The 22,655-nt window shown below is 66.1% G+C and carries 18 protein-coding genes; 7 read left to right on the forward strand and 11 right to left on the reverse strand.

The genetic code is table 11. The annotated features are described in order from the left end of the window. Nucleotides 1-632: 632 nt before the first annotated feature. From AC6H0W_RS03985 to AC6H0W_RS03995, 3 genes are read left to right on the forward strand one after another with little or no spacing between them, the layout of a single operon-like run. A complete protein-coding gene (locus AC6H0W_RS03985; RefSeq protein ID WP_497575825.1) occupies nt 633-1,910 on the forward strand; it encodes an aspartate aminotransferase family protein in 1,278 nt (425 codons plus the stop codon). Then, the gene (doeA, locus tag AC6H0W_RS03990) at nt 1,907-3,199 is read left to right on the forward strand and encodes an ectoine hydrolase (RefSeq protein WP_497575826.1); all 1,293 of its coding nucleotides are present in this window, start codon (nt 1,907-1,909) and stop codon (nt 3,197-3,199) included. Before AC6H0W_RS03985 ends, doeA begins: the two co-directional genes overlap by 4 nt. A gap of 2 nt (nt 3,200-3,201) precedes the next feature. Then, nucleotides 3,202-4,572 carry an NAD-dependent succinate-semialdehyde dehydrogenase gene (locus AC6H0W_RS03995; RefSeq protein ID WP_497575827.1) on the forward strand — a complete coding sequence of 457 codons (1,371 nt, stop codon included), beginning with the start codon at nt 3,202-3,204 and terminating at the stop codon, nt 4,570-4,572. A 9-nt stretch (nt 4,573-4,581) separates the two neighbouring features. On the opposite strand, the gene AC6H0W_RS04000 is transcribed toward AC6H0W_RS03995, so the two are convergent. The 10 genes from AC6H0W_RS04000 to AC6H0W_RS04045 form a co-directional block, all read right to left on the reverse strand. After that, nucleotides 4,582-5,079: a PH domain-containing protein gene (locus AC6H0W_RS04000; protein ID WP_497575828.1), complete on the reverse strand. Its 498-nt coding sequence runs from the start codon at nt 5,077-5,079 to the stop codon at nt 4,582-4,584. Nucleotides 5,080-5,240: 161 nt separating this feature from the next. Then, nucleotides 5,241-5,858, reverse strand: coding sequence for a DsbA family oxidoreductase (locus AC6H0W_RS04005; RefSeq protein ID WP_497575829.1), 618 nt, complete (start codon nt 5,856-5,858; stop codon nt 5,241-5,243). 150 nt (nt 5,859-6,008) lie between these two features. Further along, complete coding sequence (locus AC6H0W_RS04010) at nt 6,009-7,025, reverse strand: patatin-like phospholipase family protein (protein WP_497575830.1); 1,017 nt, start codon at nt 7,023-7,025, stop codon at nt 6,009-6,011. A gap of 97 nt (nt 7,026-7,122) precedes the next feature. Beyond that, nucleotides 7,123-8,622, reverse strand: a complete 1,500-nt coding sequence (locus AC6H0W_RS04015; protein ID WP_497575831.1) for an AMP nucleosidase — start codon at nt 8,620-8,622, stop codon at nt 7,123-7,125. A gap of 94 nt (nt 8,623-8,716) precedes the next feature. Next, nucleotides 8,717-9,100, reverse strand: coding sequence for a hypothetical protein (locus AC6H0W_RS04020; RefSeq protein WP_497575832.1), 384 nt, complete (start codon nt 9,098-9,100; stop codon nt 8,717-8,719). 54 nt (nt 9,101-9,154) lie between these two features. After that, nucleotides 9,155-11,311, reverse strand: a complete 2,157-nt coding sequence (locus AC6H0W_RS04025) for a hypothetical protein (protein ID WP_497575833.1) — start codon at nt 11,309-11,311, stop codon at nt 9,155-9,157. A gap of 91 nt (nt 11,312-11,402) precedes the next feature. Continuing rightward, nucleotides 11,403-12,263, reverse strand: coding sequence for a glutathione-dependent disulfide-bond oxidoreductase (gene yghU, locus AC6H0W_RS04030; protein ID WP_497575834.1), 861 nt, complete (start codon nt 12,261-12,263; stop codon nt 11,403-11,405). Nucleotides 12,264-12,316: 53 nt separating this feature from the next. After that, a complete protein-coding gene (locus AC6H0W_RS04035; RefSeq protein ID WP_497575835.1) occupies nt 12,317-13,363 on the reverse strand; it encodes a type I glyceraldehyde-3-phosphate dehydrogenase in 1,047 nt (348 codons plus the stop codon). A gap of 134 nt (nt 13,364-13,497) precedes the next feature. Beyond that, complete coding sequence (locus AC6H0W_RS04040) at nt 13,498-14,679, reverse strand: acetate/propionate family kinase (RefSeq protein ID WP_497575836.1); 1,182 nt, start codon at nt 14,677-14,679, stop codon at nt 13,498-13,500. Further along, the gene (locus AC6H0W_RS04045; RefSeq protein ID WP_497575837.1) at nt 14,676-16,088 is read right to left on the reverse strand and encodes a bifunctional enoyl-CoA hydratase/phosphate acetyltransferase; all 1,413 of its coding nucleotides are present in this window, start codon (nt 16,086-16,088) and stop codon (nt 14,676-14,678) included. The genes AC6H0W_RS04040 and AC6H0W_RS04045 overlap by 4 nt, the downstream gene beginning before the upstream one ends. A gap of 205 nt (nt 16,089-16,293) precedes the next feature. Here AC6H0W_RS04045 and glmU point away from each other — a divergent pair, with 205 nt between their 5' ends. The 4 genes from glmU (at nt 16,294) to AC6H0W_RS04065 (ending at nt 21,772) form a co-directional block, all read left to right on the forward strand. Beyond that, nucleotides 16,294-17,652 carry a bifunctional UDP-N-acetylglucosamine diphosphorylase/glucosamine-1-phosphate N-acetyltransferase GlmU gene (gene glmU / locus AC6H0W_RS04050; RefSeq protein WP_497576186.1) on the forward strand — a complete coding sequence of 453 codons (1,359 nt, stop codon included), beginning with the start codon at nt 16,294-16,296 and terminating at the stop codon, nt 17,650-17,652. Between the two features lie 16 nt (nt 17,653-17,668). After that, nucleotides 17,669-19,489 carry a glutamine--fructose-6-phosphate transaminase (isomerizing) gene (glmS, locus tag AC6H0W_RS04055; RefSeq protein ID WP_497575838.1) on the forward strand — a complete coding sequence of 607 codons (1,821 nt, stop codon included), beginning with the start codon at nt 17,669-17,671 and terminating at the stop codon, nt 19,487-19,489. A 239-nt stretch (nt 19,490-19,728) separates the two neighbouring features. Beyond that, nucleotides 19,729-20,322 carry an exopolysaccharide biosynthesis protein gene (locus AC6H0W_RS04060; protein WP_497575839.1) on the forward strand — a complete coding sequence of 198 codons (594 nt, stop codon included), beginning with the start codon at nt 19,729-19,731 and terminating at the stop codon, nt 20,320-20,322. Nucleotides 20,323-20,392: 70 nt separating this feature from the next. Beyond that, complete coding sequence (locus AC6H0W_RS04065; RefSeq protein ID WP_497575840.1) at nt 20,393-21,772, forward strand: 3'-5' exonuclease family protein; 1,380 nt, start codon at nt 20,393-20,395, stop codon at nt 21,770-21,772. A 21-nt stretch (nt 21,773-21,793) separates the two neighbouring features. Here the strand turns inward: AC6H0W_RS04065 and AC6H0W_RS04070 are convergent, their stop codons facing one another. Then, complete coding sequence (locus AC6H0W_RS04070) at nt 21,794-22,651, reverse strand: universal stress protein (protein ID WP_497575841.1); 858 nt, start codon at nt 22,649-22,651, stop codon at nt 21,794-21,796. Between the last annotated feature and the right edge of the window lie 4 nt (nt 22,652-22,655).

Raw genomic sequence — 22,655 nt, forward strand, 5'->3', positions numbered from 1 at the left:
AGCGACGCGGCAATCTCGCAGCGCTTGCCGATGGCACAGTCTCCGGGTTGCCGCGCGCAGGTGACGCGCCGTGGCGAAGTGCCTCAGCGTTTGCGGCGTGATTGCACGGGCGAGGCTGTCGCTGTGTTGCGCATGGGCGCCGTGCGGGGCGTGGCGGGTGAGTAACCGGATGTTCCGCGTGTGGAACCAACTTGATCGTGTCCACTCGGACTGGACATGCAGAGGCCAGTTTTCTTCGGGTCGTGCTACGTGCCGCAGTGTGCGGGGCGGGCGATTCGGGGGGTTGTCATCGGTGCCGGGGTGGTGTGTCGCGCAAGGCGGCACGGGCTGACCGGCGGGGTGGTTCGGCGTGGGTGTGCGTGTCGGAGGCAATCCGGGACGCGCCGCCGTCGGGCTGACGATGACGTGTGGCTGGCTGATTTTCCCAAGCGTCTGGCCCGACGCGTTTCATTCGATCTGATCTCCGCTGCCGGCGCGTCGCGCTCGGCGGCGTCTTTCCGCGTGGCGCGCGCGGCCGATTCAACTCGTCGCAAAGGAGCCTACATGCCGATCACCGGGTGAGTTCGCTCGCCTTTGCGCGGGCTGCGGCCCGTTCCACACCTCACATCCGATCCAGCACAGGAGGAACCGACATGAATGTATTCGAGCAATGGGAATCCGAAGTTCGTGGGTACTGCCGCCTTTATCCGACGGTGTTTGCGTCAGCGTCGAACGCGCGGCAGGTGGATGAATCCGGGCGCTCGTTCGTGGATTTCTTCGCCGGCGCAGGTGTGCTCAATTTCGGGCACAACAACCCGCGCATGAAGAAGGCGCTGATCGAATTCATCGAGAGTGACGGCGTGGCGCACAGCCTGGACATGTACACCGTGCCCAAACGCGCCTTCATGCAGAAATTCATCGACACCATCCTGACGCCGCGCGGCATGAAATACCGCATGCAGTTCACCGGCCCGACCGGCACGAATGCCGTCGAGGCGGCGCTGAAGCTGGCGCGGCGGGTGACCGGGCGCTCCACCGTGGTGGCGTGCGCGCATGGCTTCCATGGCATGACGTTGGGCTCGCTGGCGTGCACGGCCAACAGTTATTTCCGCGACGCAGCGGGCGTGCCGCTGGAGCACGTGGTGCGTATGCCGTTCGGCGCAGACGGCGACCCTCAAGGCGCGATGGAGGCACTCAACGCCATGCGCAAGCTGTTCGAAGACCCCTCGGGCGGCTTGCCCAAGCCGGCGGCGATTCTGGTCGAGCCGTTGCAGGCCGAGGGCGGTGTCTTCGTGGCCGGCAAGGAATGGCTGCAGGGCCTGCGCACGCTGGCCGACGAGTTGGGTGCGCTGCTGATCTTCGATGACATCCAGGCGGCATGCGGCCGCACCGGCAACTATTTCAGCTTCGACGGCATGGGCGTGGAGCCGGACATCATTTGTCTGGCCAAAGGCATCGGCGGCTTCGGCACGCCGCTGGCGATGAATCTGGTGAAGCCCGAGCACGACAAGCACTGGTCGCCGGGCGAGCACACCGGCACCTTCCGCGGGCAAGGTTTGTCATTCGTCGCGGGCAAGGAGGCGCTGACGTATTTCGACGATGACGAACTCATGAACGAGGTGCGTCGCAAGGGCAAGCTGATGCGCGAGCATCTGCTGGCGCTGGCGGAGGAATTCCCTGACCGTGACATGCAGGTGCGCGGCAAGGGCATGATGCAGGCCATCGATCTGGCCGACGGGGCGCTCGCCAAGATGGTGTCGGCGCGCTGCTTCGACAACGGCTTGTTGATCGGCGCATGCGGTTCGGGCGGCAAAGTGCTCAAGCTGATTCCGCCGCTGACCATTCCCGATGAAGATCTGGCCGAAGGGCTGCAATTGCTGTCGCAATCGGTGCGCCAGGCCGCACGTCAGGCCGAAGAGGTGGCGGCATGAGAGAGCGCGATGACATGACCTTCCCGTTCGAGGAGTACATGCGCCGGCTCTCGGAGTTGCGCGAGCGCATGGAAAAGCGCCTTCTCGACGCGGTGGTGATCTCCGACCCGGAGAACCTCGTCTATCTCACCGATTACCAGACCACCGGTTACTCGTTCTTCCAGGCGCTGGTGGTGCCGCTCGAAGGTGAGCCGTTCATGATCACGCGGCGACTGGAAGAATCCAATGTGCATGCACGCACTTGGGTCGAGGCCACGCGGCGCTACCCCGACACCGGCGACCCCATCCAGGCGCTGGTCGAGGCGCTGCGCGAGTTCGGCCTGTCGGGCAAGTGCATCGGCTACGAGCGCAACAGCTACTTCTTTCCGGCCTATCACCAGGACACCATCCACACCTCGTTCACCGACGGCCGCCTGCTCGACTGCTTCGGCATCGTCGAGGAAGGCCGCGTGTGCAAGTCGGATGTCGAGATCGAGATCATGCGCAAGGCGGCGGTGGCCACCGAGGCCGGCATGCGCGCCGGTATCGAGGCCTGCGAACCGGGCGTGACCGAAAACGAAATCGGTGCCGCCATTTCGGCGGCAATGTTCCGCGCCGGCGGGGAGACGCCGGCCGTGATGCCTTACGTCACCTCCGGCCCGCGCACCATGATCGGCCACGCCACGTGGGAGGGGCGCAAGGTGCAGGCGGGCGAGCACGTGTTCATGGAGGTCGGCGGCTGCTATCGCCGTTATCACACCGCCATGATGCGCACCGTGCTGCTCGGGGAAATGTCCAATTCGATGCTGATGGCGCAGACGCGCATGAAGCATGCGCTGCGCGAGATCAAGCAGTTGCTGCGCCCCGGTGTGACGGTGTCGGACGCCGACAATCTGGTGCGCAACATCATCACCGACAACGAGGTGGGCGCGCAGCTCGTCACGCGCTCGGGTTACTCGATTGGCATCGCCTTTCCGCCCAGTTGGGACGAGGGCTACATCATGAGTCTGAAACAAGGCAACCACGCCGTGCTGCAAAAGGGCATGACCTTCCACATCATTCCGTGGATGTGGGGGGTGGATGGCGACAAGACCGTGGGCATCAGCGACACGCTGTTCATCACCGAGCGGGGTTGCGAGAGCTTTTTCACGCTGGACGAGGATTTCACCGTCAAGCCGGATAAAGCCGCGCAGAAGGCCGAAAAGAAAGAGGCCGAGCAAGTGCACCCCCTCATCCCCCCCGAGAGCGACGAAGAAGACAGCAAAGACAGCAAAGACACGAAACGCAACGCCAAACGCAAGGGAGCCTGAACATGCTGCAAGCCATCGACCCCACCAACGGTCAGCTCGTTCGCGAATTCACGCCGTCCAGCGCGGCTGAAGTCGAACGTGTGCTGGCCGCGGCAGAAGGTGCATGGCGCAGTTGGCGCGATGCCGGCTTTGCCACGCGTGCCGAGTTGTTGCGCAAGGTCGCCCAGCGCATGCGTGACGATGTCGACCGTCTGGCCTTCCTGATGACCGAAGAGATGGGCAAGCCGCGCAAGGAGGCCGTCGGCGAAGTGATGAAGTCGGCCTGGGCGGCCGAGCACTATGCCGAACATGCCGAAGCCTATCTGGCCGCGCAGACGCTCAAGTCCGACGCCACTCACAGCTACGTGCGCTACGAGCCGTTGGGCGCCATTCTCGGCATCCTGCCGTGGAACGCACCGTTCTGGCTGGCCTTCCGCTTTGCCGCGCCGGCGCTGATGGCGGGGAATGCCTGCGTGATGAAGCACGATTCGCACGTGCCGGGCTGCGCCATGGCGATTGCCGAACTGTTCGAGCAGGCCGGCGCGCCTGACGGCGTGTTCGCCAATCTGATGCTCGAAACGCCGGACGTCGAAGCGGTGATTCGCGACGAGCGTATTCAGGCCGTGTCATTCACCGGCTCCGAACGCGGCGGGGCCGCCGTGGCGTCCATTGCGGCCTCCGAGATCAAGCACGCAGTGCTTGAACTGGGCGGCTCCGACCCCTCCATCGTGCTGGCCGATGCCAACCTCGAGCAGGCAGCCGACGTGCTCACTCTGTCGCGCATCATCAATGCCGGCCAGAGCTGCATTGCCGCCAAGCGCATCATCGTCGAGGCGCCGGTGTATGACCGCTTCACCGAATTGCTGCGCGAACGCCTCGCCCGCCTAAAGCTGGGCGACCCGCGTGAAGAGAGCACCGATGTAGGCCCCATTGCCCGCGCCGATCTGCGCGACAACCTGCACCGCCAGGTGCGCAAGACGGTGGAAGCCGGTGCGCGCTGCCTGCTCGGCGGGAAACTGCCGGATGGGCCGGGCAACTTCTACCCGGTGACCTTGCTGGCCGATGTCACCAACGACCAGTGTGCCGCCCGCGAGGAGACCTTCGGCCCGGTGGCGGTGGTGATGCGCGCCGAGGACGAGGAACACGCCGTCCGCATCGCCAACGACACGCGCTACGGCTTGGCAGCCAGTGTGTGGACCACCGCAGAGCGCGGCGAGGCCATCGCCACGCGTCTGGAAACCGGTCAGGTGGCGGTCAACGGCATCGTCAAGACCGACCCGCGCCTGCCCAGCGGCGGAATCAAACGCTCGGGCTTCGGCCGCGAGCTGGGGCCGCACGGCATCCACGAATTCGTGAATGCCAAGCAGGTGTGGGTGGGGCCGAAGGTGGAGTGACGGCCGCGCTCAGGCGTCTGGGCCCGGCGGCGCGTCGGACGCTGCGCCGTTGCGCTGTTCCCATTGCAGCAGGCAGTCGTCGATGTGGCGCAGCACGGTTTCGAGCGGCGCATCGAATATGTTGGGAATGAAGTAGTCGCGTTCCACATAGCGCGCGGTGGCTAGCTTGAACGGCCGCCCGCCCTGCCAGCGGCCGCGGCATTTGACGATGATCAGCTTGTTCTGCAGCACGCGCCGCAGGCGCAGTGACTCGACATCACGCCAGCGGATGCGTGTGGTGCGAAAGGGCGTCTCGACCGACAGGCCGTCGTCGTCGAGCATCATGCGGCGCGGGCTCAGTGCGATCTTGGCCGCGCCCATCAACAGCCCGATCAGGCCGAGGAACACGCACAGCCAGCGCGCAAACGGATCGGGCAGAAAAAGCCCGATGAGCAGCACCACGGCCGAGCCGGCAAACGCCAGCAGGTGACGGGTGGGTGGCGCGTGAAACACTTCCGCTTCACTCATGACAGCCCTGCGCGCATCCGAGATCGGTGGGAACGCCGCAAGCGTACAACGTGGCACGCGAGTTGTGGTTTCAGCACGGCGTGTAAGTAAAGCCGTAAACGTAAAAACGGCAGCCTGAGCCGCCGTTCCTGTGCTGTGCCTGACACCGTCGTAGGCCGATGTCAGGCCGCCTGAAGCATGCCTTCGAGCGCTTCGCGCAAGGCTTGGATGGGCTGTGCGCCGGTGATGATGCGTTGCTGACCATCCGGCGAACGCAACAACATGCCCGGGACACCGCGGATGCCGAGGCGCTCGGCCTCTTTGCGGTCGGCACGCACGGCGTCGGTGTAGTCGCTGTTCTCGAGTGCAAAGCGCAGGCGCGTGGCGTTGAGGCCAATTGCGCGGCCGATGCTGGTGAGCACGCTGATCTTGCCGATGTCGCGGCCATGCTCGAAGAAGGCTTGGAACAGCGACTGATGCATCTTGTCACCCAAGCCGTGCTCGCGGGCGAAGCGCTCGGCTTCGAAGGCGAGGCGGCTGCGCGGCTGCACCGGCGGCAGACGCAGCTTCATGCCGCGCTCTTCGGCCATCGGGTACACATGTGCCGCCCAGGCGTTGCGCAAGTACTCGCCCTTGGGGTCAAGTGTGGCGACGGGCTCGGGGCGCAGCTCGAAGGCGCGCCACTCGACATTCAGATGGACGCCGTACTCCGACTTGAGCGCCTCGATGACAGGCAGCTCCAGGTAGCAGAAGGGGCAGACGTAATCGCTCCAGATGTGGAGCGTGTAGGCTCGGGTCATGATGCTGTCGGCGTTGTGCGCCGGGGTTGTCCATGGGTGCTGGAATGGATCGGATTATCCGCCGTCAGTTCCGTTTCAGGATACAAAACTTACAAAATACTTACATCGACGACGTGGAAAAGCCACGCGCTGTAGGCCAGGCGTTTCGGGCTAACTGAACAGCGCGCAAATGTCCGCGGAAGAGCGTTTTCCGAAGCTCGTATGGTGCGCATCAAGCCAGGCCCGAGCGCTCTCACGGCCGCGTTCGTGCAAGGTGCGCAGCATCGACAGGCTGGGGATCAGGCGGGTTTCCGAAGCCAGCTCGCGGGTGTGCTCTTCGGCCTGAATGAGGTGGAAGCGTGTGCGCCGCAGGCGGCGTTCGAGCCGGCCGGGCAGAAGCGATCGTGAGGCGCGTTCCGACGCGCGCGCGTAGCGCCGCATCTCGCGCAGAAAGGTGGCGTTGAAGGCGAGGTCCAGCGTGCGGATGCGAATTTCTTCGGCACTGCTCGGAGTGGTGGCGTGCTGCAGCGGTGCGAGCAGCACCAGCAGGATGTCTCTGGCGTCGCAATCGTTGAACAGCGGAAACACCGCCGGGTTGGCCGAGAAGCCGCCATCCCAGTAAGGCTCGCCGTCGATCTCGATGGCGCGCGATACGGTCGGCAGGCAGGCCGAAGCCAGCAGCGCGTCGGCGCTGAGTTCGTGGGTTTCGAACAGGCGCAATTTGCCGCTGTTGGCGTGCGTGGCCGCCACGAACAGCTTGAGCGGCGATTCAGCGCGCAGGCGCTCGAAATCGATCTGTGCGTCCAGCACGTCGCGCAGCGGATTGACGTCGAACGGGTTGATCTGTTGCGGTGAGAAGTTGCGCCACCAGTGCAGCATCATGCGTGTGGTTGGCGAGATGCCACTGGCGTCGGTGCCGGCATCGGCGAATTCGAATGGCGAGCGGTGGGCGATGCTTTCCCAGAAACCGCTCAACGCGGCCCGCGCGCCCTCGCGGCCGTTGTCGAGCAGCCCATGCGCGAGCACGGCCGCATTGATGGCGCCTGCGCTGGTGCCGCTGATGCCCTCGAAGTCGATGCGTTCGTCTTCGAGCAGCGCATCCAGCACGCCCCAGGTGAAGGCGCCGTGAGCGCCACCCCCTTGCAGGGCCAGATTGAGACGCGTCGGTTTAGCCGTTGAAAAACCCATGTGCCACCTGAAATGCTGCTATGCAACATACTCTCAGGTTATCACTGTATTGGCTCTGCGTGAAATTGTGGTTTTGTGACGTTGCACTGCGGCAGATTCACTGGAAAGCCACCTCGGCGAAGCTGCGCAGCTTGCGGCTGTGCAGGCGGTCGATGCCCTGGGCGCGCAATAACTCGATGGTGCGCAGCCCGATGCGCAGGTGTTGATCCACGCGCTGGCGGTAAAACGTGTCGGCCATGCCGGGCAGCTTGATCTCGCCGTGCAGGGGTTTGTCGCTGACGCACAGCAGCGTGCCGTAGGGCACGCGGAAGCGGAAGCCGTTGGCGGCAACGGTGGCCGATTCCATGTCGAGCGCTACGGCGCGGCTCTGGCTGAAGCGGCGCTCCGGGGCGGAGGCGGCGCCGTGTGAAGGCAGCAACTCCCAGTTGCGGTTGTCGGTGCTGGCCACGGTGCCGGTGCGCATGATGCGTTTGAGCTCGTAACCGGAAAGCTTGGTCACTTCGGCCACTGCTGCCTCCAGCGCGAGCTGGATCTCGGCCAGCGGCGGAATCGGCACCCACGGTGGCAGCTCTTCATCCAGCACGTGGTCTTCGCGCACGTAGCCGTGGGCCAGCACGTAGTCGCCGAGTTGCTGGGTGGTACGCAGGCCGGCGCAGTGGCCGAGCATGATCCAGGCGTGCGGGCGCAGCACGGCGATGTGGTCGGAGATGGTCTTGGCGTTGGACGGGCCGACGCCGATATTCACCATGGTGATGCCCGCGCTGTCACCGCGCATCAGGTGATAGGCCGGCATCTGCGGCATGCGCGGCAGCGGCGCGCCGCGCTCGTCACCGGCTTGCGCGGGCAGGCCGGCGCGGCGGGTGATGACGTTGCCGGGCTCGACGAAGGCTTCGTAGCCGTGTTCGCCCGAGGCGTCGGCCATCAACTCATGGCCGAGCTGGATGAACTGGTCGATGTAGAACTGGTAGTTGGTGAACAGCACGAAATTCTGGAAGTGCTCGGCGTCGCTGCCGGCGTAGTGGCGCAGGCGCTGCAGCGAGTAATCCACGCGCGGGGCGGTGAACAGTGCCAGCGGTTGAGGGTGGCCCGGCGGCGGCTCGAAGGTGCCGTTGGCGATGCCGTCGTCCATCACCGTGAGGTCGGGCAGGTCGAACAGGTCACGCAGACGACGGCGCCGCTCGGCGTCCAGGCGCCCTTCGAAGTGGTCCATGCCGGCCAGTGCGAAGTGGATCGGAATCGGCTGCGTGCTGGTGCCGATTTCGATTTCCACGTTGTGGTTGGTCATCAGCAACTGGAACTGCTCGCGGTAGTAGTTGGCGAACAGGTCGGGCCGCGTCAGTGTCGTCTCGAAGGTGCCGTGGCCGGCCACGAAGCCGTACGCCAGCCGCGAATCCGGCCGTGCGGTGGTGTCTACGCGCACTCGGGCAAAGGGGTAGCAGGCGCGCAGCTTGCGGTCGAAATCCTCGCCCGCCACGAAGCGGCGCAGTGAATCGCGCAGCCATTCGGTGCTGGCGGCGTAGATCTCCTGTACGCGGGCCAGCGCGGCGTCGGGGTCGTTGTAACGGGCGGGGGCGATGAAAGGCGGTTCGGTGTGCATGAAGTCGGCGCGCGCAGATAAGGTGCGGCCATCTTAGCGTGGCGACGGCCGCATTTTGTCGTGCCGATGCGAGACTGGCCGAACTCCGCCCTTGTCAGGAGTCGTCCATCGGCCATTGGTGGCCGCATTGTTTGCAGCGCACGCGTACCCACGCGCCGTGGCGGTTTTCGGTGATGACTTCGAGGCGCCCGAAGGTGTCGCACTCGGTGCAGCGCGCCTGAGCGCTGGCGCGTTGGGCGCCAACCAAGTGGCCGAGAAAGCGGCGCAGGGTGGCTACCGTCACGCCACCCAGCAACAGGCTGGCCGCGAGGTTGCCGAGGCGCACGGAGGTGGTGTCGTGGGTGAGGACGGTTTCGAGCGCCGCGAAGGCGGCGACGGCGGTGATCAAGGCGATGGCCAGCCAGCCGTGGGCGATCAGAAGCTGGCGCTCATGCCAGGTGCGGAAGCCGTGTTTGCGGATGCCGTTTGCCAGCTTCATCACTGTCTCCAGCAGGCGCGGCATATGCCGTGCTCTGCTGGAGTATAGGACGCATCAGAAGTTGATGAAGCCGTTCTGCCACAAGGTGAACGCGCCGATGGCGACCAGTATCAGCGCCAGCCAGAACGGCCATGAACTGCGCTTGTCGGCGTACGGGTCATTCACCGAGCGCGATGCGCCGGGCGGCAGTTGCGGCACGCCGGTGAGCGAGCCACCGAACGGGATGTTGATACGTGCGCGGGCGTTCACTGCCCAGCCGTTGGCGTCGAGCAGCGGGCCGAGGTTGCGGCGGCGCAGCTTGAGGGCGGCCAGCAGCATGGACGGCCCGGACACCAGCAGCATTACGGCCACCACTACCACTGGCAGTTGCCACAGCGGCAGCGACAGCAGTCCGGCGACGACCGCGGTCAGTGCCGTGCCGATGGCGCCGATGGCCAAGCCGATGGCGGCGAAGATGCCGGCGAACTTGGCGATGTCGAAGGCCTGCGAAGAGGGGCTCTGGGCTGTGCCGGCCTCTGCCTTTGCAGCCGAATCGGCGATGTTGGCCTGCGCTTTCGATTCCACCGCCTTGTCGCGCGAGGCGGCGAATTTCTCCACTTGCGTGCTGATCATGCGCGCGATGCGCTTGTAGGGTGACCAGAACGCCTGGCGGATGCTGATCGGGGCTTCGATCACCTTGACGACGCTGGCGTTCCAGTCGCGCCCCTGGCGGTCGTAGAACACGCCGTTGCGGCCTGCCACCATCATGTCGTCCGAATCGCCACCGGTGATGGCGGCGACGATGGTCATCGGCGCCTCGCCCTTGCGGACGCAATTGCAATAGACCAGATAGGCGTCGGACAGCGGTGCCAGCGTGGCGTGCTTGGCCATGTTCGGCACGCTCAGCACCAACTCGCAACTGCGCTGGTCGATATACAGCGTGCCGGCCTGGAAGATGGCTTTCTTCGTGCCGTCGTAAAAGTCGGCAAAGTTCACGAAGTTGCGCAGCAGCGTGACCAGGTCGCGTCGATAGCGCGTGAGGCGTTCCAGGGCGTCGATGGGGCCGGCGGCGCCGTCGGCAGCCAGGTCGTCGGCGATCAACTGCGCCAGCCGTTCACGCGTGTCGTCGGCCAGCAGGGCGCGCAGACGGGCGACATCGACGCTGGCGAGGGGCGAATCGGGGCGTGCGGCGAGCCAACTGCGATAGGCCGCAAAGCGTGCCGAGAGATCGGCCCAGTCGTCTTCGCTCAGTGCATCGCGTTTGCCCAGAATCGGCGTGATCACCTTGTCGCGCAGTTGTGCCACGCGTTCGGCCCAGGCCGGGTTCAATCCTTCGTCGAGCGGCAGTGGCTTGTTGGCCTCGGCCAGTGCCAAGGGCAGCGCTGCGAGGTCGGCATTCGCCGCGTTGAGTGCTTGCGCGCCGAGGTTGCCGTAGAAGCTTTCGGTCGGGTTCAGGGCGTTGGCAGCACGTTCGTCGAAAGCGGCAAGCCGGCAGCGTGTGAAGTAGTCGTCGATGCGGGCGCGCAGGCTGTCGAAGATCGCTGCAGCCGTGTCGGTATCGTCACCGAGTGGGAGCACATCGGTGGCGTTGTCCTCGGCGGCCTTGCGCCAGTCAGACACTTGCTGCGCCTGTTCGAAAAAGGCTTTGAGTCTGGCTTCGTTGATGCCTGCCGTGCCGCTCAGATCAGCTTCGCCGCCAAGCGTGTCGACGATCAGCTTGATGCTGGCGCCCAGCGCTTCGTCGCCCGCCAGTTCTGCCGGCACTACGCCGTCGCCGTTGAAGTGGTCGGCCGAAAACAGCCTGGTTTTGTCCGCCACGTCGGCCAGGGCGACAGCGTCGGCCTCGGGTTTTCCGAGGATCGACAGCACATCGCGCGCCGCGGCGAGCAGCTTGGCCCCCTCGGCGTCAGCCTCATTGATTGCAGCCAGCGGTACCGAGTCGCCCGCTTCAAAGACGATGTCAGGCGCTTTCAGCACACGACACACCCACGCCACGGCGGCGAGTATTTCGGGTTGGCGGATCTGGCTGTCGTTGTTCTGGTCTATCAGGGCCAGCGTGCGCTCGTCGAACTCCAGATTGGAGGTGGGGCAGGCCAGTGCCGACCACAGTTTCTGATCAAGCGTGGCGAGGTTGCGCAGGTCGTCGGCGTTGTCGATGCGGACCTGGTCGAAACCGCCGACGCGGAAGAAGCGCCAGCGATGCGGTGTCGGGGTGTCGGGCGTGGCGCTCATGGGGGCCTCCGAGAGGGTTTCCTGAATGCTCGCGATCTTAGCGTGCTTCACCGACGCGGAGGGTGTTGCAACGCCAAGTGTGAGCCGAATGTCAGGGAGCGTGCGGTGCGGGCAGGTCGAGGTCGCTGGCGTCATGCCGTTCGGGCACGCGCGTTTCTTCCGGCCCCCAGGTGCGATTGACGCGTTGCCCGCGCTGCACGGCCGGCCGCTGGGCGATCTCGTCGGCCCAGCGCAGCACGTGGGTGTAGCGCTGCGCGTCGAGAAACTCGGCCGCGCCATACACCTCGTTGCGCACCACGGCGCCGTACCACGGCCAGATCGCCATGTCGACGATGGTGTAGTCGGCGCCTGCCACGTAGCGCTGCTCGGCCAGACGGCGGTCGAGCACGTCGAGCTGACGCTTCACTTCCATGGTGTAGCGGTTGATCGGGTATTCGTACTTCTCGGGCGCGTAGGCGTAGAAGTGACCGAAGCCGCCGCCCAGAATCGGTGCGCTGCCCATCTGCCAGAACAGCCACGACAGGCATTCCGTGCGCGCGTGGACGTCTTTTGGGATGAATTCGCCGAACTTGTCCGCCAGATACAGCAGGATGGCGCCCGATTCGAACACGCGCAGCGGCGGGTCCATGCTGCGGTCGAGCAGCACCGGAATCTTGGAGTTGGGGTTGAGCTCGACGAAGCCGCTGCCGAACTGATCGCCCTGGTTGATGCGGATGAGGTGCGCGTCGTATTCGGCGCCGGCGTGGCCGCGCGCCAGCAACTCTTCGAGCATCACCGTCACTTTCACGCCGTTGGGCGTGGCCAGCGAATACAGCTGCAGCGGGTGCTTACCCACTGGAAGCACCTTGTCATGCGTGGGGCCGGCCACCGGGCGGTTGATGTTGGCGAAGGCGCCGCCGCTGGGTTTTTCCTGCGTCCAGACCTTGGGCGGGGTGTAGGTGTTTTCGCTCATGCGGGCTCCTTGATGGTCAGGGAATGTATGCGTCAGGACGCCGCTGGGCGACCTCAGTTGCGGGTGCGCTCCAGCCAGTGGCGGGCCACATCCACCATGCGGTTGGCAAAGCCCCATTCGTTGTCGAACCACACCAGCAGATTGACCATGCGCCCGCCGATGACGCGCGTTTGGCTGCCATCGATGATGGCCGAATGGACGTCGTGGTTGAAGTCGATGGAGGCGTGCGGGTCTTCGGAGTACGCCATGCGCCCGGCCTGCGGCCCTTCGGCGGCGGCGCGCAGCAGCGCGTTGATGTCTTCCACCGTGACGCTGCGCTCGGTTTCGATGACCACGTCTATGGCCGACACGTTGTGCGTGGGCACGCGAATGGCCTTGGCCTGCACGCGGCCGGCAAGCTGAGGCAGCAGCCGCTCGACACCGCGCGCCAGCCCGGTGGACACCGGAATGATCGACTGCATGGCCGAGCGCGTGCGGCGCAGGTCGCTGTGGTGGTAGCCGTCGATCAGCGGCTGGTCGTTCATGGCGGCGTGCAGCGTGGTGAGCAGCACCTGCTCGATGCCGATCTCGCGCTGCACCAGCTCCAGCACCGGCACCACGGCATTGGTGGTGCACGAGGCGTTCGACACGATGCGCTCACGCCCGGTGAGTGTGCTTTCGTTGCTGCCATAGACGATGGTGGCATCCACATCTTCGGCGCTGTTGGCCGGGTGCGACACCAGCACGCGCGAGCAGCCGGCGTCGAGAAAGCGCGTTAGGGCGGTGCGGCTGCCGTATTCGCCTGAGCATTCCACCAGCAGGTCGATATCCTGCGCGCGCCAGTCGACCGCTTCGGGCGTGGAGGCGTGGCTCACGGCAATTTCGCAGCCGTCGATCAGCAGCGCGTTTTCGCCGGCCTCGACCTTGCCGGGAAAGCGCCCGTGGGTGGAGTCGAAACGCGTCAGATAGACGATGCCGCGAAAGTCCGCCGGCTCGTTGATGGCCACCACCTCCAGCTCGTCCTTCAACCCGGCTTCGGTCAGCGCGCGCAGAAAGCAGCGTCCGATGCGGCCGTAGCCATTGATCGCGAGGCGGAGGGGGCGTTTTGCGGAAGTGGTCACGACGGGCTCGTTGTGCGGTGCAAGGCGTGATTGTAGCGGTTGGTTCGTCCGTGCGTCGGCATGCGGATTGTCGTGGGCCGCAATAACCGAAGAGCATTGCGCCGCATTGAGCTAACCCCCGCGATTGCCGTAGCTCAGGCACCTTCCAGCACGCAGCGCGTGTAGCGCGCAATCATGCCTTCTTCGTCGGTGGGCACCACGGCCACGGCAATGGCCGAGCCGGCGGCGTCGATGCGCGTGGCGTGGGTGGCATTGAGTGCAGCGTCCAGCGCCACGCCGGCCCAGCCCATCAGCGCGCAGATGCGTGCGCGCACCGGAGCCGAGTGCTCGCCCACGCCGGCGGTGAATACCAGCGCGTCCAGCCCGCCCAGCGCGCTCATCAGCGAGCCGATTTCGCGTACCACGCGGTAGCAATACAACTCCACCGCTTCCGCCGCTTCGGGGGCGGGGCTGTCGAGCAGCACGCGCATGTCGGGCGAAATGCCCGAGACGCCGAGCAGGCCGCTGCGGTGGTACAGCAGTCTGGTGATGGCGGCGGCGTCGAGACCTTTGTGCTCCATCAGGTACAGCAGCACGCCGGGGTCGAGGTTGCCGGGACGGGTGGCCATCATCAGGCCGTCGAGTGCGGTGAAGCCCATGGTGGTGGCGACGCTGCGTCGCGCGCGCAGCGCACACAGCGAGGCGCCGGCCCCCAGGTGGGCGACCACCACGCGGCCTTGCGCGCGTTCGCCCAGCACCTTCGGCAACTGCGTGCAGATGTAGTCGTACGACAGGCCGTGAAAGCCGTAACGGCGCACGCCCTCGTCGCTGAGCGCGCGCGGCAGCGCAAAGGTGGCTGCGCGCGGGTCTTGCGTGTGGTGAAAGGCGGTGTCGAAGCACGCCACCTGCGGCAGTTCGGGCAATTGCGCAGCCAGTGCGCGGATGCCGCGCAGGTTGTGCGGCTGGTGCAGCGGGGCGAGCGGAATCAGCGCTTCGAGCTCGGTGAGTACGGTGTCGTCGATGCGCACGGGCGCCGAAAAGCGCGTGCCGCCATGCACCACGCGGTGCCCGGCGGCCACCAGGTGCAGGGCGGTGAGGTGCGCGTCGAGCCAGCCGAGCAGCCAGACCAAAGCGTTTTCGTGCGCCTCGGCCCCCGCATCGGCAGCGGGCAGGGCTTCTTCGAAGCGGGTTTCGCCCTTCCTGGCGCGCAGGCAAGGTGTGAGGCCGATGGCATCGATCTGGCCGCTGAGCAGCGGCGCGGCTTCGGCGTCAGCGGCGGGAAAAACGCCGAACTTCAGGCTGCTGGAGCCGGCGTTGAGAACCAGCAGCGCCTTCATGCCTTGCCGGCCTCGCGCTTGCGATGCGCCAGCAACTGCGCAATGGCGCACGAGGCGGTGCGCGTGCGCGCGGTGTCGGCGCGGCTGGTGAGCACGATGGGCACGCGTGCGCCCAGCACGATGCCGCACAGCAGCGCGTCGGCGAGGTATTCGAGCTGCTTGGCCACCATGTTGCCGGATTCGATGTCGGGCACGATCAGGATGTCGGCTTGCCCCGCCACCGCCGAGACGATGCCCTTGGTCTGCGCGGCCATCAGCGACACCGCATTGTCGAAGGCCAGCGGGCCGTCGAGCAGGCCGCCCTTGATCTGGCCGCGGTCGGCCATCTTGCACAGGCAGGCGGCGTCGATGGTCGATTGCAGTTTCGGGGTGACCGTTTCCACCGCCGACAGGATTGCCACCTTGGGCTGCGGCACGCCCATGGCGTGGGCAAGGTCGATGGCGTTCTGCACGATGTCGGCCTTTTCCTCCAGCGTGGGCTCGATGTTGACTGCCGCGTCGCTGATCATCAGCGGGTGCGGGTAGCTCGGCACGTCGGCAACGAACACATGGCTGATGCGGCGGCCGGTGCGCAGGCCGGTGGCTTTGCTGACCACTGCGGCGAGCAGTTCGTCGGTGTGCAGCGAGCCCTTCATCATGGCCTCGCAGCGGCCCTCACGGCACAGCTCCACGGCCTTTTCGGCGGCAGCGTGGCTGTGTTCGACATCGACGATTTCAGCGCCTGCGAGGTCAATGCCGTGCTCTTCGGCCACCGCGCGGATGCGCCACTCCGGCCCGACCAGAATCGCCGCCGCGATACCGGACTGCATCGCCAGCATGGCGCCGCCAAGCGATTCGCCGTCGCACGGGTGCACCACGGCGAGCTTCACCGGCGGCAGATCGGCCGACACGGCCAGCAACTTGCGGTAGCGCGATTCACGGTCGGAGAACGTGACGGCCGGCAGGTCGACGCGCGGGCGGCGGATCTTTTCGGTGGGGGCAACGACCTCCACCGAGCCCTCGATCACCACGCTGGCGTCCTGCGTGGTGGCGCGGCAATCGAACACGATGTGGTGGTTGTGCGCGAATTTCTCGCGGCAGGTGAGCGTGATGGTGAGCGTGTCGCCGATCATCACCGGGCGCAGAAAGCGCAGGTTCTGCTCGACATACACCGTGCCGGGGCCGGGGAATTCGGTGCCCAGTACTGCCGAAATCAGTGCGCCGCCCCACATGCTGTGGCCGACGATCTCGCGAAACTGGCCCGAGCGGGCGAACTCGGCATCCACGTGCGTGGGGTTCACGTCGCCTGACATGGCTGCGAAGAGCTGGATGTCCTGCGGGCGCAGCGTGCGCGACAGCTCGGCATGATCGCCAGGTGCGATTTCGTCGAAGGTGCGGTTTTCGATGAAACGGGGGGCGGGCGTGTGCATGGGCGGGAGTCCGGTTGAGGCCGTATGACGATTGTACGTACACCGTGGCGGCGGGTTCTGATGCAGCGCAAGAAGCGGCGCCGCAGCGCATCGAGGGGGGCGTGAAAAGCGTCTCGAATGCCGTGTCGTCAGCCGCGCTGGCGCCGGAAGTGGCATGGCGTGCGTGCTAGAATTCAAGCCGTTTTCCGGCATATGCGGAGTGTTGATGGAAGTCGTGATTCTCGCTGCGGGCAAGGGCACCCGCATGCGCTCGAAGCTCCCCAAAGTGCTTCAGCCGCTGGCCGGACGGCCGCTGCTGGCACATGTGCTGGATACCGCCCGCGCGCTCGACCCCGCGCGCATCTGCGTGGTCGCCGGCCACGGTGCCGACGACGTGCGCGCCGCGCTCGATGCCCCCGGCCTGCGTTGGGCGCTGCAAAGCCCGCAACTGGGCACCGGCCATGCGGTGCAACAGGCACTGCCCGAGTTGTCCGACCATGGCGTGGTGCTGGTGCTGTACGGCGACGTGCCGATGATCGGGCGCGACACGCTGGCGCGGCTGATTGCCGCCGCCGGCACCGACCACCTGGCGTTGCTCACCGTCTCCATGCCCGACCCGACCGGCTACGGCCGCATCGTGCGCGATGGCGTCGGCCGCGTGAAGCGCATCGTCGAACACAAAGACGCTTCCGACCTCGAGCGCGCCATCCACGAAGTGAACACCGGCATTCTCGCCGCGCCAGCCGCCAAGCTGCGCGACTGGCTGGGTCGCGTGGGCAACGACAACGCCCAGAAAGAGTACTACCTCACCGACATCGTCAGCCTGGCGGTGGCCGACGGGGTGGATGTGGTTACCGCATCACCCTCGGCCGAGTGGGAAACCTTGGGCGTGAATGACCGCCGCCAGCTCGCGGCGCTTGAACGCACGCTGCAACGCAACGTCGCCCACGCGCTGCTCGACGCCGGCGTGACGCTGGCCGACCCCGAGCGTATCGACGTGCGCGGCCGGCTGGCCTGCGGCACGGATGTCGAGATCGACGTCAATTGCGTGTTCGAAGGCCGCGTGGTGCTCGGCGACGGTGTGAAGATCGGCGCCAACTGCGTGCTGCGCGATGCCGTCATCGGTGCCGGAACGCGCATCGCGCCGTTCTCGCACATCGAATCCACCACCACCGGCGAAGCCTGCGTGATCGGCCCGTACGCGCGCACGCGCCCCGGCACCGTGCTGGCAGACGACGTGCATCTGGGCAACTTCGTCGAGGTCAAGAACAGCCACATCGCCGCCGGCAGCAAGGCCAACCACTTGGCCTACGTGGGCGACAGCGACGTGGGCAGCGGCGTGAACATCGGCGCGGGCGTGATCACCTGCAACTACGACGGCGCCAACAAGCACCGCACCATCATCGAAGACGACGCCTTCGTCGGCTCCGACGTGCAGCTCGTGGCGCCGGTGCGCGTCGGCCGTGGCGCCACCATCGCCGCCGGCACCACGCTCACGCGCGACGCGCCGCCCGAACAGCTCACCATCTCGCGTGTGAAGCAGACCAGCTTGCGCTGGAAACGCCCCGTCAAGAAAACCACCTGAACCGGAGAGTGCCCACATGTGTGGCATCGTTACCGCTGTCGCCAACCGCGACGTCGTTCCCGTCCTGATCGAGGGGCTGCGCAAGCTCGAATACCGCGGCTATGACTCCGCCGGGCTCGCCGTGCTCAACGGCGGCCTGCGCCGCGTGCGCTCCACCGGCCGCGTCTCGGAGCTGGCCGAAGCCTCTGCCAACGTGAGCGCCCCGGTGGGCATCGCCCACACGCGTTGGGCTACGCACGGCGCGCCGAGCGAGCGCAACGCCCACCCGCATGTGTCAGCCGGGCTGGCGGTGGTGCATAACGGCATCATCGAAAACTTTGAAGCCATCCGCGAGCGCCTGACGGCCGCCGGCTATGTCTTCGAATCCGAAACCGACACCGAAGCCATCGCCCACCTCGTACATAGCAAACTGCAGAGTGCCGGCAGCCTGTTCGAGGCCGTGCGCCTGGCCACCGCCGAGCTGATGGGCGCCTACGCCATCGGCGTGCTGCATGAAGCCGAGCCCGAGCGCGCCGTGGTGGCCCGCCGTGGTTCGCCGCTGCTGCTGGGGCTGGCCGACGACGGCGTGTATGCCGCTTCTGACACCGCTGCGCTGCTGCAGGTCACGCGCAACATCGTCTATCTCGAAGACGGTGACATTGCCGAGCTTACGCGTGAGGGCGCACGCATCACCGACAGCGACGGCCAGCCGGTCGAGCGCGCCACGCATGTATCCAGCCTGTCGGCCGATGCTGTGGAGCTGGGGCAGTTCCGCCACTACATGCAGAAGGAAATCTTCGAGCAGCCGCAGGCGCTGGCCAACACGCTGGAGATCATCGGCGGTGGCGGCTCGCCCACGCCGCAACTGTTCGGCGCCGATGCGCCGGCGCTGCTGGCCGGTGTGCGGCAGGTGCTGATCCTTGCGTGTGGCACCAGCTACCACTCGGGGCTGGTGGCGCGCTACTGGCTCGAATCGATCGCCGGCATTCCGTGTACGGTCGAGATCGCCAGCGAATACCGCTATCGCACCTCGGTGCCCGACCCGGCCACGCTGGTCATCGCCATCTCGCAGTCGGGTGAAACGGCAGACACGCTGGCTGCACTCAAGCATGCCAAGCTGCTCGGCATGACGCGCACGCTGGCCATCTGCAACGTGCCCGAATCGGCCATCGTGCGCGAAGCCGCCCTACGCTTCATCACCCGCGCGGGGCCGGAAATCGGCGTCGCTTCGACCAAGGCGTTCACCACCCAGCTGGCCGCGCTGGCGCTGCTCACGCTCACGCTGGCACGCATGGCCGGCCGGCTCGCGGAAGACGTCGAGGCCCGCCACCTGGCCGGCCTGCGTCACCTTCCGGTGGCCGTGCAGAAGGTGCTCGAACTCGAGCCGGAGATCGCCAAATGGGCGCAGCGCTTCGCCATGAAGCAGCACGCGCTGTTCCTCGGCCGCGGCCGCCATTGGCCCATCGCCATGGAAGGCGCGCTCAAGCTCAAGGAAATCTCCTACATCCACGCCGAGGCCTACGCCGCCGGCGAACTCAAGCACGGCCCGCTGGCGCTGGTGGACAAGGACATGCCCGTCATCGCCGTCGCACCGGCCGACGAGTTGCTCGAAAAGCTCAAGTCCAACCTGCAGGAAGTGCGTGCCCGTGGCGGCGAACTGTATGTGTTTGCCGATGCCGGCAGCGAGATCGCCGAGTCCGAAGGCGTGCACATTCTCTACATGCCCGAGCACTACGGCATGCTCTCGCCGGTATTGCACGTCATCCCGCTGCAACTGCTTTCGTACCACGCTGCGCTGGTGAAGGGCACTGACGTGGACAAGCCGAGGAACCTCGCCAAGAGTGTGACGGTGGAGTGAGCACTTTCGAGAAGCGGCCCTTGCGGGCCGTTTCCTTTTTGCGGGCGGTGCGGCCGAGTTTCGTGACGTTGGCCAGGCATGGAGAGTGCTGTTTCGAGCGGGGCGTGCCGCCGCCTGGTCCGCGCAGGCGTTTCAAACAATCGCTTGCAGGCTCCGATCGAGCCTGAAGGTAGTCTTGAGCGGGCTGCAACAGGCGGCCTTGGCCTGAACGCCATGAAACCCTTCCACGGAATGCCCGCATGAATCAGCCCCTGCAAAATCTCCAGCAGATGATCGAATGCATCAGCGCGCTGGCCAGTGATAAAGAGAACGACCGTGTGTCGATGGAGATGGTGGTCGAGGCCATCGGCAATCGCTCGTTCGGGCCGATGCTGATGCTTATTGGCATGACGCTGTTTTCACCCTTGAGCGGCGTGCCGGGCATGTCGTTCTTCATGGCGGCATTCGTATTGCTGGTAGCGGTGCAGATGCTGATCGGGCGCAAGACGTTCTGGCTGCCGGCCTTCATCCTCGACCGTTCGGTCGAGCGCCAGAAGCTGCAGAAGGCTCTCACGTGGCTTGAAAAGCCCGCGCGCGGCATCGACAAGGTGCTCAAGCCGCGCCTGACCTTTCTGGTGCGCCGCAAGGGCAGCTATGCGGTGGCCGCATTGTGCGTGGTGGTGGGGCTGGTGATGCCGTTCATGGAGTTGCTGCCGTTTTCGTCCTCCGTGGCCGGTCTGGCTTTGCTTGCGCTGGGCGTGGCGCTGGTGGTGCAGGACGGGTTGTTGGTGCTGTTTGCGCTGCTGCTGTTCGGCGGCGTTTTCAGTGTGCTCGGCATGCGGCTGCTCGGTTAGCGCCATCCGCGCAGATGGAACTGAACGGGCCGTGGCCCGTCCGAAACGTCTCGTCCAACACGGCTCGTTCATGACGCCCCTCACCCTGCCCGGCGAAGGCCTGGCCTTCGTCGATATCGAAACCACCGGCGGTCCGGCCCAGCGCGCCTCGATCACCGAGATTGCGGTGGTCGAGGTGGATGAGTCCGGCGTGCACGAGTGGGCCACGCTGGTTCGCCCCGAGATGCGCATTCCCGAGCACATCGAGCGGCTCACCGGCATCAGCAACGCCATGGTGGCGAACGCCCCGCGTTTCGAAGAGGTGGCGGACGAGTTGTTCGACCGGCTCGACGGGCGCATCTTCGTGGCGCACAACGCGCGCTTCGACCACGGCCACATCAAGGCGGCGTTTCGCCGCATGGGCGTCACCATTCGCCCGCGCGTGCTGTGCACCGTGAAACTCTCGCGCCGGCTGTTTCCGCAAGAGCGGCGACACAGCCTCGACCACCTGATCGCCCGCCACGGCTTGACGGTGGGCGCACGCCACCGGGCGCTGGGCGACGCGCAGGCGCTGTGGCAGTTCTGGCAGCATGCGCACACGTTGCTGCCGCCTGGCCATATCCATGAGGTGGCGCGCGAACTCATCGGCCGCCCGGCGTTGCCACCGTTTCTTGATCCGGCAGAAGTCGACGCGCTGCCCGAGGCGCCCGGCGTGTATCTGTTCTATGGCGACAACGATCTGCCGCTGTACGTGGGCAAAAGCATGCACCTGCGCACGCGCGTGCTGTCGCATTTCAGTGCCGACCACGAAAGCACGCGCGGGCTCAGCCTGAGCCAGCAGATCCGCCGCATCGAGCACATTCGCTGCGAGGGCGAGTTGGGTGCGCTGCTCGAAGAGGCGCGCCTCATCAAGGCCCTGCAGCCCACCCTCAACCGACAACTTCGTCGCAACCGCGATCTGTGCGCTTGGCGGCTGGAGCGTGATCTGGTGGGCGAGGCCGGATTGAAACTGGTGCGTGCGGGCGACGTGGATTTCAGCGCCCCCGGCCGGTTGTACGGCTTCTTCCGCAGCAAACGCGCCGCCACCGAGCGGCTGCGCACGCTGTGCGCCGAACACGCGCTGTGCCCACCGCTGCTGGGGCTGGAGAAACGTACGCCCGGCCGCTGCTTCAACCATCAGCTCAAACGCTGTCACGGCGCCTGCCTCGGGCTGGAGCCGCACGACGCGCACGTGACGCGCACCGAAGCGGCATTGGACGCCCTCAAGGTGGAGTCCTGGCCGTATCCCGGCGCCGTCGGCATCCGCGAAGGTGCCGACCTGCACGTGGTCAGCCACTGGTGTTACTTCGGCCGCGTGCGCAGCGAGGCAGACGCCGCCGCGCTCATCGCGCTGGGGCGCCCGGCTTTCGATCTGGATGTGTACAAGTTGCTGGTGAAGCTGATGCACCGGCACGGGGTGGTGGCGCTGTAGCCACGTCCGTGCCGGCCGGGTTCAGCGCAGTACCAGCACGGGCACCGTCAGACTGCGCAGCAGATTGGTGGTGGTGCTGCCGATCATCAGTTGGCGAATGCGCGAGTGGCCATAGGCCCCGATCACCACCAGATCGATGGCATGGGCGTCGGCGTAGCCGCCCAGTGCTTTCTCGGGCTCGCCGTCTTCGCAGGCGAGTGTGACGTCGAAGCCGCGCCCGGCCAGTTCGGCCTCGGCCCACGCCTGCGCGTCGCGTATCGCAGCGCCGCCGCCCACGCTCACCACGTGACACGGCAGCCCGGCCAACAGCGGGCTGGCGGCCACGCGTTCCACGGTTTTGCGCCCGGTGGGGCTGCCGTCAAAGGCAATCATGAAGCGCTCGGGCGTCTTGTACTGGGCCGCGGTGGCCAGAATCGGCTTGTGAATGGCGCGTATCACCCGCTCCAGGCGGTGGTTTTGCACCGGCTGGTCGGTTGCGCTTTGGCCGACATGGCGGCGGCCGAGCACGATCAGGCGGGCGCTTTCGTCCGTCTCCGTCAGGGTCTCCACCAAGGTGCCGTGACGCTGGCGGCCATCGGGCGCTTTCACGCCCAGCTCGGCGGCACGGCTGCGTGCGGCATCGATCAACATGCGCCCGTGCTCTTGAGCGACCTTGCTGCGCTGGGCGTCCAGCTCGGCAAGCTGGCGCAGCAACTCTTCCTGGGCGCCAAAGTGCAGGTTGCCCGAGAGGTCGCTGACCGGAGCTGCGTCTTGATGGCGGTCGAGCACGTGCAGGAATTCCAGCGGGGCGTTCATGCGCAGCGCCGACCAGGTGGCGTATTCGCATACCGTGGCGGAGGTTTCCGTGCCGTCAATGCAGCCAATGACTTTGGTGTTCATGCTG

It is taken from the genome of Pseudazoarcus sp. NS20 (assembly GCF_059703745.1).

Bases quoted from the DNA above. Each gene is read 5' to 3' on its own strand.
- AC6H0W_RS03985 (WP_497575825.1), top strand. From the start codon at position 633: ATGAATGTATTCGAGCAATGGGAATCCGAAGTTCGTGGGTACTGCCGC.
- AC6H0W_RS04070 (WP_497575841.1), bottom strand. From the start codon at position 22,651: ATGAACACCAAAGTCATTGGCTGCATTGACGGCACGGAAACCTCCGCC.
- AC6H0W_RS04010 (WP_497575830.1), bottom strand. From the start codon at position 7,025: ATGGGTTTTTCAACGGCTAAACCGACGCGTCTCAATCTGGCCCTGCAA.
- AC6H0W_RS04020 (WP_497575832.1), bottom strand. From the start codon at position 9,100: ATGAAGCTGGCAAACGGCATCCGCAAACACGGCTTCCGCACCTGGCAT.
- AC6H0W_RS04015 (WP_497575831.1), bottom strand. From the start codon at position 8,622: ATGCACACCGAACCGCCTTTCATCGCCCCCGCCCGTTACAACGACCCC.
- AC6H0W_RS04000 (WP_497575828.1), bottom strand. From the start codon at position 5,079: ATGAGTGAAGCGGAAGTGTTTCACGCGCCACCCACCCGTCACCTGCTG.
- AC6H0W_RS04025 (WP_497575833.1), bottom strand. From the start codon at position 11,311: ATGAGCGCCACGCCCGACACCCCGACACCGCATCGCTGGCGCTTCTTC.
- AC6H0W_RS03995 (WP_497575827.1), top strand. From the start codon at position 3,202: ATGCTGCAAGCCATCGACCCCACCAACGGTCAGCTCGTTCGCGAATTC.
- glmS (WP_497575838.1), top strand. From the start codon at position 17,669: ATGTGTGGCATCGTTACCGCTGTCGCCAACCGCGACGTCGTTCCCGTC.
- AC6H0W_RS04065 (WP_497575840.1), top strand. From the start codon at position 20,393: ATGACGCCCCTCACCCTGCCCGGCGAAGGCCTGGCCTTCGTCGATATC.
- glmU (WP_497576186.1), top strand. From the start codon at position 16,294: ATGGAAGTCGTGATTCTCGCTGCGGGCAAGGGCACCCGCATGCGCTCG.
- yghU (WP_497575834.1), bottom strand. From the start codon at position 12,263: ATGAGCGAAAACACCTACACCCCGCCCAAGGTCTGGACGCAGGAAAAA.
- doeA (WP_497575826.1), top strand. From the start codon at position 1,907: ATGAGAGAGCGCGATGACATGACCTTCCCGTTCGAGGAGTACATGCGC.
- AC6H0W_RS04005 (WP_497575829.1), bottom strand. From the start codon at position 5,858: ATGACCCGAGCCTACACGCTCCACATCTGGAGCGATTACGTCTGCCCC.
- AC6H0W_RS04040 (WP_497575836.1), bottom strand. From the start codon at position 14,679: ATGAAGGCGCTGCTGGTTCTCAACGCCGGCTCCAGCAGCCTGAAGTTC.
- AC6H0W_RS04060 (WP_497575839.1), top strand. From the start codon at position 19,729: ATGAATCAGCCCCTGCAAAATCTCCAGCAGATGATCGAATGCATCAGC.
- AC6H0W_RS04045 (WP_497575837.1), bottom strand. From the start codon at position 16,088: ATGCACACGCCCGCCCCCCGTTTCATCGAAAACCGCACCTTCGACGAA.